An 11,837-nucleotide genomic window follows, 5' to 3' on the forward strand; every position below is an offset into this window, starting at 1 on the left:
GGTGCCCCCTGAGCACTCCAGGAGACTTTGCTTGACCAGCCACGCACCGGAGACGGAGCGCATGCGCGACGCGACCCACCTCCACTACCCGAGCAGGGACATGGCACCTTCGGCCCGCAAGGGTGGGCGGCGCCGGAAGCTCGCCCTCGGCAGCCTTGTGCTGCTCTCCACGACGGCGCTTCTGGCCGGCGGCTGCTCGTCCCCGTCGGCCACGGGGGCCGCCCCGTCAACGCAGGATGCCGACAGCTCCGACGGAACCTCGGTGCGCCCCTCCGCGACTCCCAGTCCGGCACCCACGCCATCGCCCACACCGTCCCTGGACGCCGCCGTCAAAGAGATCACGGACGCTCAGTGGTCCCGCATGGTGGCGGCGGGACTGTGGCGCAAGGGCTGTCCCGACGTCCGCGACCAGCTGCGCCGCGTGGAGATGAACTACGCGGGCTTCGACGGCAAGGTGCACCGAGGCGTCCTCGTGGTCAACGCCGACGTGACGGCCAGCGTTGTCCGCATCTTCACGCGACTGTTCGAGGAAGGCTTCCCCATCCGCCGTATGCAGCCGATGGAGGCCTACGACGGAGACCTGAACGCGAGCCTGCGCGATGACAACACCTCCGCGTTCAACTGCCGCCGTCCCGACCAGATCAACGCCCCGTTCAGTGAGTCCCCGCACGCCAACGGCCGAGCCATCGACATCAACCCGCTCGAGAACCCATGGATCAACATGCGGACCAAGAAATGGCAGCCGAGTGCCAAATACAAGGCACGCACGGAGGGGAAGGGCAAGATCATCAAGGGGGGCCTGGTCTGGCGGGCGTTCACGGAGGAGGGCTGGGTCTGGCAGGACATCAAGGTGCCCGACTACATGCACTTCGACACCGGGTACCCGTCCAAGCCCTTCAAGGGGCCGTCGGCCGCCCCCTCAAACACCCTCTCGAACTCCACGGGCGAGGAGTCGAGCCCCGCGGGGTGAGTGGGAGACACCGGTCGGTTGCGTCCGCACCCGCTCGGCTGTGACACCCGTGGGCCAGGAAACCCAGGCAGATCACCCAGTGCGGTGAGCAGCATGGTCAGAGCCGGGCAGAGCGCCGCGATCCGCGTGGTCCAACGCCGCGTGGTCCAACGCGTTCCGCGGGCCGTGTCCGGCTCCCCAACACAGTTGATGTCAGGCGGGTCATGTGGGCGAGCCGACGGCTTTGCCCGGACGCTCAGTGGTCATGGCCGGCCTTGTCCGTCTCCGGGTAGACGAAGGTGCGGGTGACGAGGTGGTTGGGGGCGGTCAGGGTTTCGTGGAGGATACGACCGGTCTCGTCGAGGGTGAGGTCGAGCTGGGTGTGCTCGGCGGGATACGCCAGGGCCAGGCGGCGGTGGCTGTTCTCGTCCGGCAGGCGGGTGATGACGGGGGCGGTGCCGCTGCCGTACGGCTCGGAGGCGAGGAACTCCTTGCCGGTCAGGGGGAGTTGCCCGAGGTCGCCGAGGCCGCGCGCGGTGTTGCTGGTGACCAGTTCGTGGAGGATGAAGCGCGGGGTCTTCTGCATGGCGGCCACGGTCTCGCGCAGCAGGCCGGTGTCCAGTCCAGGCCCTGCAGGTGCCGAACATCGTCGTGTGCGGCCATTCGCACTGCGGCGCCGTCCAGAGGACGATGCGCGAGCAGAACGTCCAGACGATGCCGCTCGTACGGCACTGGCTGTCCCGGGCGACACCACGCCCGGACCGACGAGCCGTGGCAGACCCAAGGGATCGGCGAGGACCCGGTCGCCGTGACCCAGCAGCACGTACTCACTCAGCTTGACCAACTGCGCAGCTACCCGTTCATCTCCCGGCGCCTGTCCTCCGGACGGCTGCGGCCGCATGCCTGGTACTACACCGTCGAAACCGGCGAAGTCCGTGCCGCCGCGCCCGGCCGCCGCACCTTCAAGCCCTTGTGACCCGCTCCGACCATGGCCCCGCACACCTGCCTGTCCGCTCCGGTCGCCCTGATCACCGGCATCGTGGGCGGCCTGGTCACCGCGGGCTGCTGCCGGGCAGCAGCCTCCAGGTCAGCGGGCCCGCCGCGGGCCTGACCGTGCTCGTTCTCACCGCCGTCCAGGAGTACGGCCTGCCCGCCCTCGGTGTGATGGTCCTCGTCACCGGGCTTCTCCAACTCGCCCTCGGCGCCCTGCGGTTGGGCCAGTATTTTCGCGCCATCTCACGGCGTGTGGCTACTGCTGTTCGCCGCGCTGCTGCCCGGCGCCCTCGGCGTGATCCCGACCGCCGCGCTCGCCGGTGTCCTCATCCACGCGGGTTTCAAGCTGCTGCCGGTCAAGGAACTGGGGCCGCTGTGGCGCGAACACCGGGGTGAAGCCGTGGTGTTGGTGATCACGGCGGGGGCGATCCTGGTCACCAACCTGTTCGAGGGCGTGTTGATCGGGCTGCTGCTCGCGGTGGTGAAGACGGCCTGGGAGATCTCGCACGTCCACATCGGCGTTGACGACTCCGACACGGGCGGTGGCCCGGTGCGGGTGCGGATTCGCGGCCATGCCACCTTCCTGCGCCTGCCGCGCATCCTCGACGCCCTGGAGCAACTGCCCGCCGATCGGCCGATCGAGCTCAACCTCGCCGGGCTGCGGCACCTCGACCACGCCTGCATGAGCGCCCTGCAGAACTGGGCAGATCAGCACAACGCCCACACCGTTCAGCCCGAGCGCACCCGCGTCTCAGCATGAGTGAGGGCCCGTGGGGCGGTGTTCCGGCCGCCCCACGGCCTTTAGTTACATACGGTGAACACCCACCGGCGTTCACCCGTACCCCTTGTCGTATGCCTGGCCGCCGGCGCGGGCGGGAGCAACCCGGACACGGAGAGGCAACGTGCCAGAGAAGCCACAGCGAGGACGCACCGGCCGCACCCTGCCCACTGCCCGCCTGGTGCGTGGCGCCGCACTGACCGCAAGCCTGGCTCTCCTTCCCCTGGCCGCGGCCTGTGGCGGGGGCGAGGACGGTGCCGCGGCGGACGGAAAGTCCTCGACCAGTCCCGTGGCTGAGGTCGTGGCCCCGGCGAAGGTCGAGGTGATCGCTTCCCTGACCGGCTGCAAGGCCAAGATCCGTATCGACGCGGACCAACTGCGCCAGGGCCTCTGCCACACGAAGAAGGTCGACTACCTCATCACCACCTTCCCCGAGGAGAAGTACAAAGAGACCTGGCTGGACAGCGCCGCCATCTACGGGGGCAAATACCTGGTCGGTTCCCGCTGGGTCGTCAGCGCGAAAGAGCCGGAGATGCTGGAGACGTTCCGGGCCAAGCTCGGCGGGACCGTTCGGGAACTGAGCGGCGTGGGCCCGAACCCGTCCCCGAGCGCGCCGTAGCGGCAGCCGCGCCCTCGATCACCCCGCAGCCCCCACGGGCCACACCGCACCGTACGACCCACCAAAACCCGGAGGCTTCTCCATGCCCACGGCACCGCGCCGGACCAGGACGCCGCTGACCGCTCTCCTCCTGGTCGGCGCCGTGCTGGCCCTCCTGTTCGGCGGCGCCGGATCCGCCTCCGCCCACGCCATTCTGACCAGGTCCGACCCAGCAGATGTCTCCGTCCTCAAGACCGCCCCGAAGCAGATCACACTCGCCTTCAGCGAAACTGTCAGCTTCTCCGGCGCCTCACTGCGCGTCCTGTCCCCGAAGAATGTGCGGGTCGACCGCGGGCCGGTCACGCACGCCGACGGGAAAAGGGACACCGCCCGGGTGCTGCTGGCGGGCAAGCTGCCCGAGGGCACCTACACGGTGTCCTGGCGGGTCATCTCCGCGGACAGCCACCCGGTCTCCGGGGCGTTCACCTTCTCCATCGGCACGCCATCCGCCGCCACCGCCGCAGTGCCGGACGAGTCCCCGGACGACACCGCCGCCTCCCGCCTCTACGGCTCCTTCCGCTACGTCGCGTACGGCGGCCTGGCCCTGCTCATCGGCGCCGCCGTCTTCACCCTCGTCTGCTGGCCCGCCGCGGCCGGGCTGCGGCCACTGCGCAAGCTGCTGATCGGTGGCTGGACGGCGCTGTTCGCCTCCACCGTCGTTCTGCTGTTGCTCCGCGGCCCGTACGAGACCGGACGGGGGTTCACTGCGGTGTTCGACCTGTCGCTGCTGGGCCGGACCATCACCGGCAGGTCCGGGGCGGCCCTGGGCGCGCGGCTGTTGCTGCTGGCCTCTGTGGGCATCCTCGCAGTGCTGCTCGCCGCCCGGCACCGCCGCACGGCCGAGCAGACGCGGCAGGAGTCCGCCGCCGACGCAGCCGATCGTACGGACACGAGGTCCACCACCCGCGTGGGCGCGACCGCTCCGCCCGCCGACCATCCGCAGTTCGGTACCGGGGCGCGTGCGGCGGGCGCGCTGTTCGCCCTGGGCCTGGCCCTGACCTGGGCCGCCGCCGAGCACGCCTCCACCGGTATCCAGGTGCCGCTGGCGATCCCCGTCTCCGTGCTGCACCTGCTCGCCATGGCGGTGTGGCTGGGCGGTCTGGTCGCGCTGACCCTCGCCCTGTTCCGGGCACCCGCCGGCACGGTGATCCCGGCAGCGGCCGTCGCGCGCTTCTCCTGGCTGGCGTTCACCGCGGTCGCCGTCCTCGTTGTCACCGGGGTTTACCAGTCCTGGCGGCAGCTCGGCTCCTTGGACGCGCTCACCTCCACCGAGTACGGCAATCTCCTCAGGCTCAAGGTCGCCGCCGTGTTCCTGGTGCTGACCGCGGCGGCCTTCTCCCGCCGGTGGACCGCGCAACTCAGCCAGGAACCGCAGACGACGGAAACCCACTCGGCGGCGGAGCCGCAACGCGTACGGGTGGCCGAGCGCGTGGGTGTCGGCGCCTCCGCGGGCAGCGGCACGACCGAGGGCGGGGACGACGCCGGGCTACTCGGCCCGGGCGATCCCACCGACAGCTCCAACCCGCTCGACTCCAACCTGTCCGACCCCGACCCGTCCGGCTCCTCCCCGTCCGCGTCCGACTCGTCCGGCCCTCCGTCCTCCTCCGACCGGTACCGGCGCGGGCTGCGCCGGTCGGTCGCCGCCGAAGCCGTACTCGGTGTCGTCGTCGTGGCGATCACCACGGTGCTCACCGGAACCCAGCCCAGCCGCGCCGCCGAGGAGAGCGCCGCAGCTGCCACCGCATCGCGGCGGCCCCCGGCGGCGGTGGTGACGGTCCCCTTCGACGTCGGTACGCCGAACGGGCAAGGCAAGGTGCAGATCACCTTCGACCCGGGGCAGGTCGGCGACAACACGGTGCAGGCCCTGGTGTTCGGACCCGACACCGGTGTCTCCACTGTCCCCGAACTCCGTCTCACCCTCACCCATCGCGAGCAGCGGATCGGCCCACTGGACGCGAAGCTCGTGGACAGGAAGGGGCATTGGTGGACGGAGAACCTGCGGCTTCCGCTGCCCGGCACCTGGACCATGCGCGTCACCGTGCGCACCAGCGACATCGACCAGGTCACCGTCTCCAAGAACGTCACCATCAGGCCGCTACCGGACTACTGACCGGCCACTACTGACCGGCCACTCAAGCCTGCGCGCGGGCGGCGATCCCGTCGATGTAGACGTCCAGGGAGAACTCGAAGAGCGTGTCGGGCGGGTCGGGCTCCAACTCGCCGGCCCGCTTCAGGCTCGGCAGTTCCTCTTCCGTCTTCGGCAGTTTCCCGTCCGTCTCGGAGCGCAGCCACGGCGGCGGCAGTTGTCGCAGATCCGCGGGTTGCAGATGGGCGGGCGGCCGGTCGTACAGGATGTCCTGTAGTTCCACGAAGCCCACGACGAGCCGGATCGTCTCCATGCATGCGCGGTAGGCGTCCCGCAGCGACAGCCCCACGCTCTCGAAGAAGCCGATCAGGGCGTCCACGTTGCGCAGCATCGCCGGATGCCTGGCCATGGTGATGTTCTCGGTCAATGCGAGGGTGGTCATGCCGGGATGGCGCCGGTAGTGCGCGCGCAAGTCCCGGCAGTAGGAGCGCAGGCTGTCCCGCCATCGCCCCGGCTCCAACTCGGGTGGCTGCCATTCGGATTCGAAGATCTCGGCGGCGACGGTGAGCAGGTCGCGCCGGTCCTCGACGTAGTTGTAGAGCGCGCGGGGTGAGACGCCCAGGTCGGCCGCGAGTGACCGCATGGTCAGTTCGGCCGGAGGGTGCTGGTCGAGGAAGTCCAGCGCCGCCTGGCCGACCGACTCGCGGGTGAGGGTGGGGCGGCCCTTGCGGTGGGTCGGCCGCCGCCTGGCCGGAGGGTCAACGCTGCTCATCAGGCAATGAGGCTAGCAACTGCTTAAACTTCACACATGTTGACTTTAATGCGCTCGGTCGACACAGTGACCCTGGTAAGGCTCGCCTAACTTTCCTGGAGTTGCCGCATGCGCCGCCCGGCCCGCCTCGCCATGGACCTCAGCCCGCTCCGCGAGAGCCGGGACTTCCGCCTGCTGTACGCCGGCTTCCTCGGCGCGATGTTCGGCACCCTGATGACGAGCGTCGCGGTGGCTGTGCAGATCTACGAACTCACCGAATCGGCCCTGCACATCGGCCTGGTCAGTCTCGCGCGGGCCTGCCCTGTGGTGGTCGGCGTGCTGATCGGGGGAGTCCTCGCCGACCGCCACGACCGCCGTGTGCTGATGCTGGCCACGCGGCTCCCACTGACCCTCATGGCGGCGGCCCTGGCGGTCAACGCCCTGCTGCCGGAGCCGCAGTTGTGGCTCATCTACGTCGCCACCGCCCTGACCGGGCTGCTCGCCGGACTCGGCGGCCCGGCCATGCTGGCGGCCATCCCGTCCCTCGTGGGCACCGAGCGCCTCGCGGCGGCGGGCGCGCTCACCTCCGCCTCCACCCAACTCGCGGCTCTGCTGGGGCCCGCCGTGGGTGGTCTGCTCGTCGCGGGCCCCGGCCTCGCCGCCTGCTTCGCCGTGGACGCGGTCGGGTTCCTGGTCTTCTCGGCGGCCCTGTGCTTCGTACGGCCGCTCCCTCCGACGGCGGCGGATGCGGGCAAGGGCGTACGGCAGGCGTTCGCGGCGGTTGCGGACGGCGTGCGCTTCGTCCGTGGCCACCGCCTCATCGTGGGGCTGCTGCTCATCGACGTCGCGGCGATGGTCTTCACGATGCCGCAGGCGCTGTATCCGGTCCTGGCCGACCAGCAGTTCGGCGGCGGCCCTGGCGTGGTGGGCCTGCTGTACGCCGCGCCCGCCCTCGGCGCGCTGATCGGCGCGGCCACCAGCGGCTGGACCGGCCGCGCCGGCGGTCACGCCCTGATCGGTGCGGTCCTGCTGTGGGGGCTGTCCCTGACGGGCTTCGGCGCCACCTCCTATCTTCCGGTCGCTCTCGTCCTGCTGGCCCTCGCCGGCCTGGGCGACCTGATATCGGAGACCCTGCGCACGGCGCTCCTCCAGCACGGCACCCCCGACGAACTACGCGGCCGGGTCAGTAGCTTGTGGATGGTCCAGGCGACAGTCTCGCCCGCCCTGGGCAACGCCGCCGTCGGCTTCCTCGCCGAACTGACCAGCGCCCGCACCGCCGTGGTCACCGGCGGCCTGGTCTGCGTCATCGCCACGCTGGCGGTCGCGGCGGCCTTCCCGGCTCTCCGCCGTGCCCGGCTCACTGCGCCACCCGCCGAGGATCCGCGGCACGCCCTCGGTGTCGATCCCGCCGATGCGGCGGCGCCGACGGACGGGTCGACGCGCTGAATGCGCCCTAGGCGCCGGCCGGTTCGTAGGCGCTGATGACGTACAGGGCCTCGTCGTCGATGGCGTTCTTGTCCCAGTCCAGCGAGATCCGCACCGGATGCCCGTCGGCCGTGTACTCCACCTCCGCCGTGTCCGCCCGGTCGCTCCGGGCCTGCTCCAGCTCCTCCAACAACTCGCCGATGGTGGGCACTTCACCGGGCAACTGCTTCACCACTCGCCGACCGCTCTCGTCGAGCCCGACCGCCTTGGCCACCTCGCCGTCTCGGACCGTCACCCGGAAGGTCCCGAGCAGGGTCCGTTCGCCTTCACTCGACTTCAGCGTGTACGTGTACAAGGAGGGCTCCTCCCAATTCGTCTCGCTCTGCGCGGCGGCGCCCGAGGGCGCGGTCTCGGTGCCACAGGCGGAAGTTGCGCACATCAGCACACCGATCACGGCGGCAGCGGAAGCGGCGCGGGCACGGGCACGGGAGCGTACGGCAGTCATGGCAGCTCCTTCGACGACGGCTACTGCTATGACGCCGGTCAGCCCGCGAACGTTCGGGGAGCCGGCTCCGGCAGACAGGCCGCCGCCCCTTCGACGCCGGCTAACGCATTGAGCTCAGCACCTGGCCCTGTTCGCGTATATCGCCGACAACATCGATGTCGCCAACCGCGCGTGCGCAGGACGACATGTGCCGTCCCGGACCGTCACCCGGAAGCCCCCTGCCAGGGCGTGTAGTCGACGTCAGCGAGACCCACACCACAACGTGCTGGTGGGAACTTCTGTCCGTGGGGGTGGAATTGGTTCCGCCCCCACAGACGCGGCGACCGGTCAGCTCTGTGACGAGGCGGTGCGCCGCTTGGACAGCCACCATGCTCCGCCGCCCACGACGAGCAGCGCCACGATCACCCCGCCGATGACCAAGCCCGCCGAGCTGTCCTCGTCCTCCTCGGCGGCCTTGGCGTCGGTCTCGGAGCCGGCGGCCTCAGCGGTCGGCTCGGTGGCCGAGGGGGTCGGGCTGGGCGTGGCGCTTTCGCTGGGGCTGGGGCTGGGACTCGGGCCGGCCGGCTTGGCGCCCGGGGCCGCGGGCTTCAACTTCAGGACCGGGGCCGGCTGTTCGGACTTCTCGCCGCCGCTGGGCAGTTCGATCCAGCGGGAGACTTCGCCGTCGCTGTAGGTCTCGACGGTCTTGAAAGCGATCTCCTTCGCGTCCGGCAGCTGCCGGACCTTGATCTTGTGCTCGGCGTCGACGCCGACCTTCAGGGCGGGGCCGCCGATGGTGTATCCGTCGCTGGTGGCCTTCAGCTTCCAGCCCTTGGGCGCCTCGCCGAGTGTCACGTCACCGGGAGCGATGCCTTCGGGCAGCACGACGCGCATTTCGGTGAAGCCCGCCGAGTCGGACTCGGCCTCGGAGACGAAGCTGAGAGTGACGTTCTCGGCCAGGGCCTGCGGGGTGTCGGCCTCGACCTCCGCGTGCGCGGCGGCCGGTGCGGCCAGGGCGAGCGTGGCCGTCAGCGCGGCGGCACCGGCGAGTGCGATACGACGGCCCGCACGGGCCACCGCGTGGTGGGACACGGACACAGGGGAACTCCTTGTTGGTACGGAAAGAACCGGCCCCACAGACACCGGGGCCGGTGACGGACCGGAAGCTGCTCCCTGCGCGGTGGCCCCCTGCGCACCACCGTGTGCTCCAGTACGTCGTCCCCTGCTTGTACCGCCACATCGAAGGAGGCGTCCGGCCGCCGGTCGGGCAGCGCGAACAACACCCTGCCGGTGCCGTGGACCGGACGCGGCAGTACATGGGCCAGGGCGGCCGCGGCCGCCCTGGCGAGCGTGCGGAGTGTGCCGAGCGCGGCCGTCATCCGCGCATCCGTCCGGTGCAGCAGCCAGGCCACGATCAGCGCGGCGACCCCGTGCACGGTCGTCATCGCCGCCCCGGCGTGGTGCCAGGCGTGACCGTCCCCCGCCGCTGCAGCGCCATGCCCGGCGTGCATGGCGTGTCCCGGTACCGCCGCCTGCGTGTCGCCGTCCGCGAAGGACAGCGCGAGATGCAGCATCCCTTGCGTCGCCAACGTGAACACCACGGTCGCGGTCGGCGCGTAACGGCGCCGTGCCAGCGGCCAGACCGCTACGAACTGGGCCACGACCGCCGCGCCCACCAGCCGCCAGGGCACCGTCCCTTCGGCGATCGCGTGATGGCCGAAGGTCGCGAGCACGGTACCGAGCACGGCGAACAGACCGGCCCGTGCGCACGTGCCCGCGCGGCCGGCCCGGCCCGTCTCCCCGGCACGCCGCTCGTCCCCGGTCACGTGATCATGAGGCACGGTCGCCCATCATCCCCCACCAGTTGGCGGCCGTCCTGGAAACTGCCGTTCGACGCCGCACGATCAGGCTCGGGCACTGATCGCCTCGGCGAGCCGGTCGGGGGTGCGGGTGGAGAGGTAGAGGTAGGGGGTGGGATCGTCCGGGTCGATGACCTCGATGCGTACCGCGGTCGTGATGTAGCTGCGCATCAGCATGAAAGCCCGCAGGTCCGCCTTGTACGTACGCCATGCCCGCGCCTCCTCACCTTCCAGAACCTCAGCATCACCCAGTGCTTTCAGGGGGATGCGGGCGTCACCGGCAACCAGCAGTTCCCCTGTGACCCGGATCCGCATCGAGCCCTGCGCGCTGACGTAGAAACCGGCGAGGCACGTACCCGCCACCAGGGCGATGAGGGCGGCGATCAGACCGTACGGCAGGAAGACCAGGGCCATGGAGAGGCCGAAGAGTGCGGCGATGACCCACCAGGCTTTGGGTGCCGTGAGGTGTTCGTCGTACCTGAGGGTCTTGTCGAGGGTCACGGCGGTCACCTTGTCGTATACGTCGGGGTCGGCGGGGCTGTTCACGGGGTTCACGGGGTTCACAGGGGGAGGAAGGCGCTGGCGCGCGGCTGGTACTGGAGGCAGGCACCGGTGTCGACGTCGTAGAACCAGGCGTGCAGGCGCAGGGACCGGTCGGCGAGCCGGGGTATGACGGACGGGTAGCCGCTGAGAGCGTCGAGTTGGGCCAGGGTGTGCCACTGGCCGGCGGCTGTGTCGTCTCCGGCAAGTGCAAGGGCCGAATCGTCCGGCCACGACATGTCGTTCGCCGGCAACGTCTCGGCCCGACGTACGGCATCACTGGCGACGTCGCACCGCGAGTGGCCGCACGCGATGATGTCCGAGACCTTCAGTTCCTCGACGGCGTACTCGATCGTGCGCGCTTCGCCCGACAGGGCTTGGGTGTCACGCCGGGGGATCTGCCCGCCGTAGGTGCGCAGTTCGAAGAGGTCCCCGGGCCGGGCCCCGGTGAGAAGGGCGGGGATCACTCGGGCGTCCGAGCATGAGACGAACAGCGCGCGGGGACGGTGGCCGCCCGCGAGGTCGCCGAGGTCCATGCCGTGCGCGGCCACGCGGGCGCGGAAGACGCGGGCCTGGTCGATGAGGTACTGCATGTGTGCCCCTTATCCACTGCGTCAGTCGGAGAGCCGGGCGTCGATGAGCGCCTTGAACGCCTCGTACGAACCGGGGGTGGCGACCGTTTCTCCGTCGAGGAAGAAGGTCGGGGTGCCCTGGACGCCCAGCCCGAGCCCATCGCGCTGGTCGGCCTGCACCCGTGCCGCGACCTTCGGATCCTTCAGGTCGGCGTCGAACTCATTCAGATCCAGGCCGAGTTGCTTCGCGTACCCCCGGAAGACGTCCTGCTTGGACTCCTGCGCCTCGCCCCACTCCTTCTGGGTGGTGAAGAGCTTGGTGTACATCTCCTCGAACTTCCCCTGCCGGGCGGCCGCTTCGGCGGTGCGCGCGGCGAGTTCGCCGTTGCGGTGGCCGGGCATGGGGAAGTAGCGGGCCACGAACGTGACGCGGTCGCCGTACTCCTCGCGCAGTTGCTCCACGACCGGGTACATCGCCCCGCATCCCTCGCACTCGAAGTCCAGAAACTCCACGAGGGTCAGCTCGCTCTTCTTCGGGTCGGTGAGGCGGTGGCTGGTGTCGCGTATGGGCATCGCCTCGGCGGCGGGCTGGACGTCCAGCCCGCCCGAGTCGCGGTCGTCGGGGGAGAACAGCAGGAAGGAGCCGAGGGCGGCGGCGAAACCGGCCACGATCACCGCGGCGACGATCAGGTGCTTGTGCAGCTTCTTCATGATTCCTCGGTGGGGTCGGTAGGGACGGGGC

At 70.4% G+C, this 11,837-nt stretch carries 15 protein-coding genes and 2 pseudogenes; 9 read left to right on the forward strand and 8 right to left on the reverse strand.

Features of this window, described 5'->3' with window-relative positions; all coding sequences use genetic code 11:
- The first annotated feature begins 31 nt into the window (after positions 1-31).
- On the forward strand, positions 32-970 hold the full coding sequence (locus G5C60_RS15870; protein ID WP_241266831.1) for a M15 family metallopeptidase: 939 nt from the start codon (positions 32-34) through the stop codon (positions 968-970).
- Positions 971-1,205: 235 nt separating this feature from the next.
- Here the strand turns inward: G5C60_RS15870 and G5C60_RS15875 are convergent, their stop codons facing one another.
- Complete coding sequence (locus G5C60_RS15875) at positions 1,206-1,535, reverse strand: hypothetical protein (protein WP_165259601.1); 330 nt, start codon at positions 1,533-1,535, stop codon at positions 1,206-1,208.
- Between the two features lie 65 nt (positions 1,536-1,600).
- Between G5C60_RS15875 and G5C60_RS53680 the strand changes: the two genes are divergently transcribed.
- The 7 genes and pseudogenes from G5C60_RS53680 to G5C60_RS15895 all read left to right on the forward strand — a co-directional run bounded on the left by G5C60_RS53680 (position 1,601) and on the right by G5C60_RS15895 (position 5,488).
- Positions 1,601-1,789 carry a carbonic anhydrase gene (locus G5C60_RS53680; RefSeq protein ID WP_338145830.1) on the forward strand — a complete coding sequence of 63 codons (189 nt, stop codon included), beginning with the start codon at positions 1,601-1,603 and terminating at the stop codon, positions 1,787-1,789.
- The gene (locus G5C60_RS53685; RefSeq protein WP_338145828.1) at positions 1,758-1,925 is read left to right on the forward strand and encodes a carbonic anhydrase; all 168 of its coding nucleotides are present in this window, start codon (positions 1,758-1,760) and stop codon (positions 1,923-1,925) included. The genes G5C60_RS53680 and G5C60_RS53685 overlap by 32 nt, the downstream gene beginning before the upstream one ends.
- 12 nt (positions 1,926-1,937) lie before the next feature.
- Positions 1,938-2,060, forward strand: coding sequence for a hypothetical protein (locus G5C60_RS54435; protein ID WP_478503198.1), 123 nt, complete (start codon positions 1,938-1,940; stop codon positions 2,058-2,060).
- Between the two features lie 2 nt (positions 2,061-2,062).
- Positions 2,063-2,126: pseudogene (locus tag G5C60_RS54440) on the forward strand (hypothetical protein); the annotation flags it as partial.
- A 60-nt stretch (positions 2,127-2,186) separates the two neighbouring features.
- Positions 2,187-2,702: pseudogene (locus G5C60_RS15885) on the forward strand (SulP family inorganic anion transporter); the annotation flags it as partial.
- 142 nt (positions 2,703-2,844) lie between these two features.
- Positions 2,845-3,339 (forward strand): hypothetical protein, encoded by a 495-nt coding sequence (locus G5C60_RS15890; protein ID WP_338145829.1) that lies wholly within the window; start codon positions 2,845-2,847, stop codon positions 3,337-3,339.
- A gap of 82 nt (positions 3,340-3,421) precedes the next feature.
- Positions 3,422-5,488: a copper resistance CopC/CopD family protein gene (locus G5C60_RS15895; protein ID WP_165259603.1), complete on the forward strand. Its 2,067-nt coding sequence runs from the start codon at positions 3,422-3,424 to the stop codon at positions 5,486-5,488.
- 22 nt (positions 5,489-5,510) lie between these two features.
- Here the strand turns inward: G5C60_RS15895 and G5C60_RS15900 are convergent, their stop codons facing one another.
- Positions 5,511-6,236, reverse strand: a complete 726-nt coding sequence (locus G5C60_RS15900) for a TetR/AcrR family transcriptional regulator (protein WP_165259605.1) — start codon at positions 6,234-6,236, stop codon at positions 5,511-5,513.
- A gap of 108 nt (positions 6,237-6,344) precedes the next feature.
- On the opposite strand from G5C60_RS15900, the gene G5C60_RS15905 reads away from it, so the two are divergent.
- Positions 6,345-7,661 (forward strand): MFS transporter, encoded by a 1,317-nt coding sequence (locus tag G5C60_RS15905; protein ID WP_206439574.1) that lies wholly within the window; start codon positions 6,345-6,347, stop codon positions 7,659-7,661.
- 7 nt (positions 7,662-7,668) lie between these two features.
- On the opposite strand, the gene G5C60_RS15910 is transcribed toward G5C60_RS15905, so the two are convergent.
- The 6 genes from G5C60_RS15910 to G5C60_RS15935 all read right to left on the reverse strand — a co-directional run bounded on the left by G5C60_RS15910 (position 7,669) and on the right by G5C60_RS15935 (position 11,806).
- Entirely contained in the window at positions 7,669-8,145 is a 477-nt protein-coding gene (locus G5C60_RS15910) for a DUF6174 domain-containing protein (protein ID WP_165259607.1), read from the reverse strand.
- Positions 8,146-8,472: 327 nt separating this feature from the next.
- Complete coding sequence (locus G5C60_RS15915) at positions 8,473-9,216, reverse strand: DUF1775 domain-containing protein (RefSeq protein ID WP_165259632.1); 744 nt, start codon at positions 9,214-9,216, stop codon at positions 8,473-8,475.
- Positions 9,153-9,965 (reverse strand): hypothetical protein, encoded by an 813-nt coding sequence (locus G5C60_RS15920; RefSeq protein ID WP_165259609.1) that lies wholly within the window; start codon positions 9,963-9,965, stop codon positions 9,153-9,155. Before G5C60_RS15920 ends, G5C60_RS15915 begins: the two co-directional genes overlap by 64 nt.
- Before the next feature lie 63 nt (positions 9,966-10,028).
- On the reverse strand, positions 10,029-10,493 hold the full coding sequence (locus tag G5C60_RS15925; protein WP_165259634.1) for a DUF3093 family protein: 465 nt from the start codon (positions 10,491-10,493) through the stop codon (positions 10,029-10,031).
- Positions 10,494-10,543: 50 nt separating this feature from the next.
- Positions 10,544-11,116 (reverse strand): carbonic anhydrase, encoded by a 573-nt coding sequence (locus G5C60_RS15930; RefSeq protein ID WP_165259611.1) that lies wholly within the window; start codon positions 11,114-11,116, stop codon positions 10,544-10,546.
- Positions 11,117-11,137: 21 nt separating this feature from the next.
- Complete coding sequence (locus tag G5C60_RS15935) at positions 11,138-11,806, reverse strand: DsbA family protein (RefSeq protein WP_165259613.1); 669 nt, start codon at positions 11,804-11,806, stop codon at positions 11,138-11,140.
- Positions 11,807-11,837 lie beyond the last annotated feature (31 nt).

Source organism: Streptomyces scabichelini (genome assembly GCF_011045015.1).
Classification (GTDB): Bacteria; Actinomycetota; Actinomycetes; order Streptomycetales; family Streptomycetaceae; genus Streptomyces; species Streptomyces scabichelini.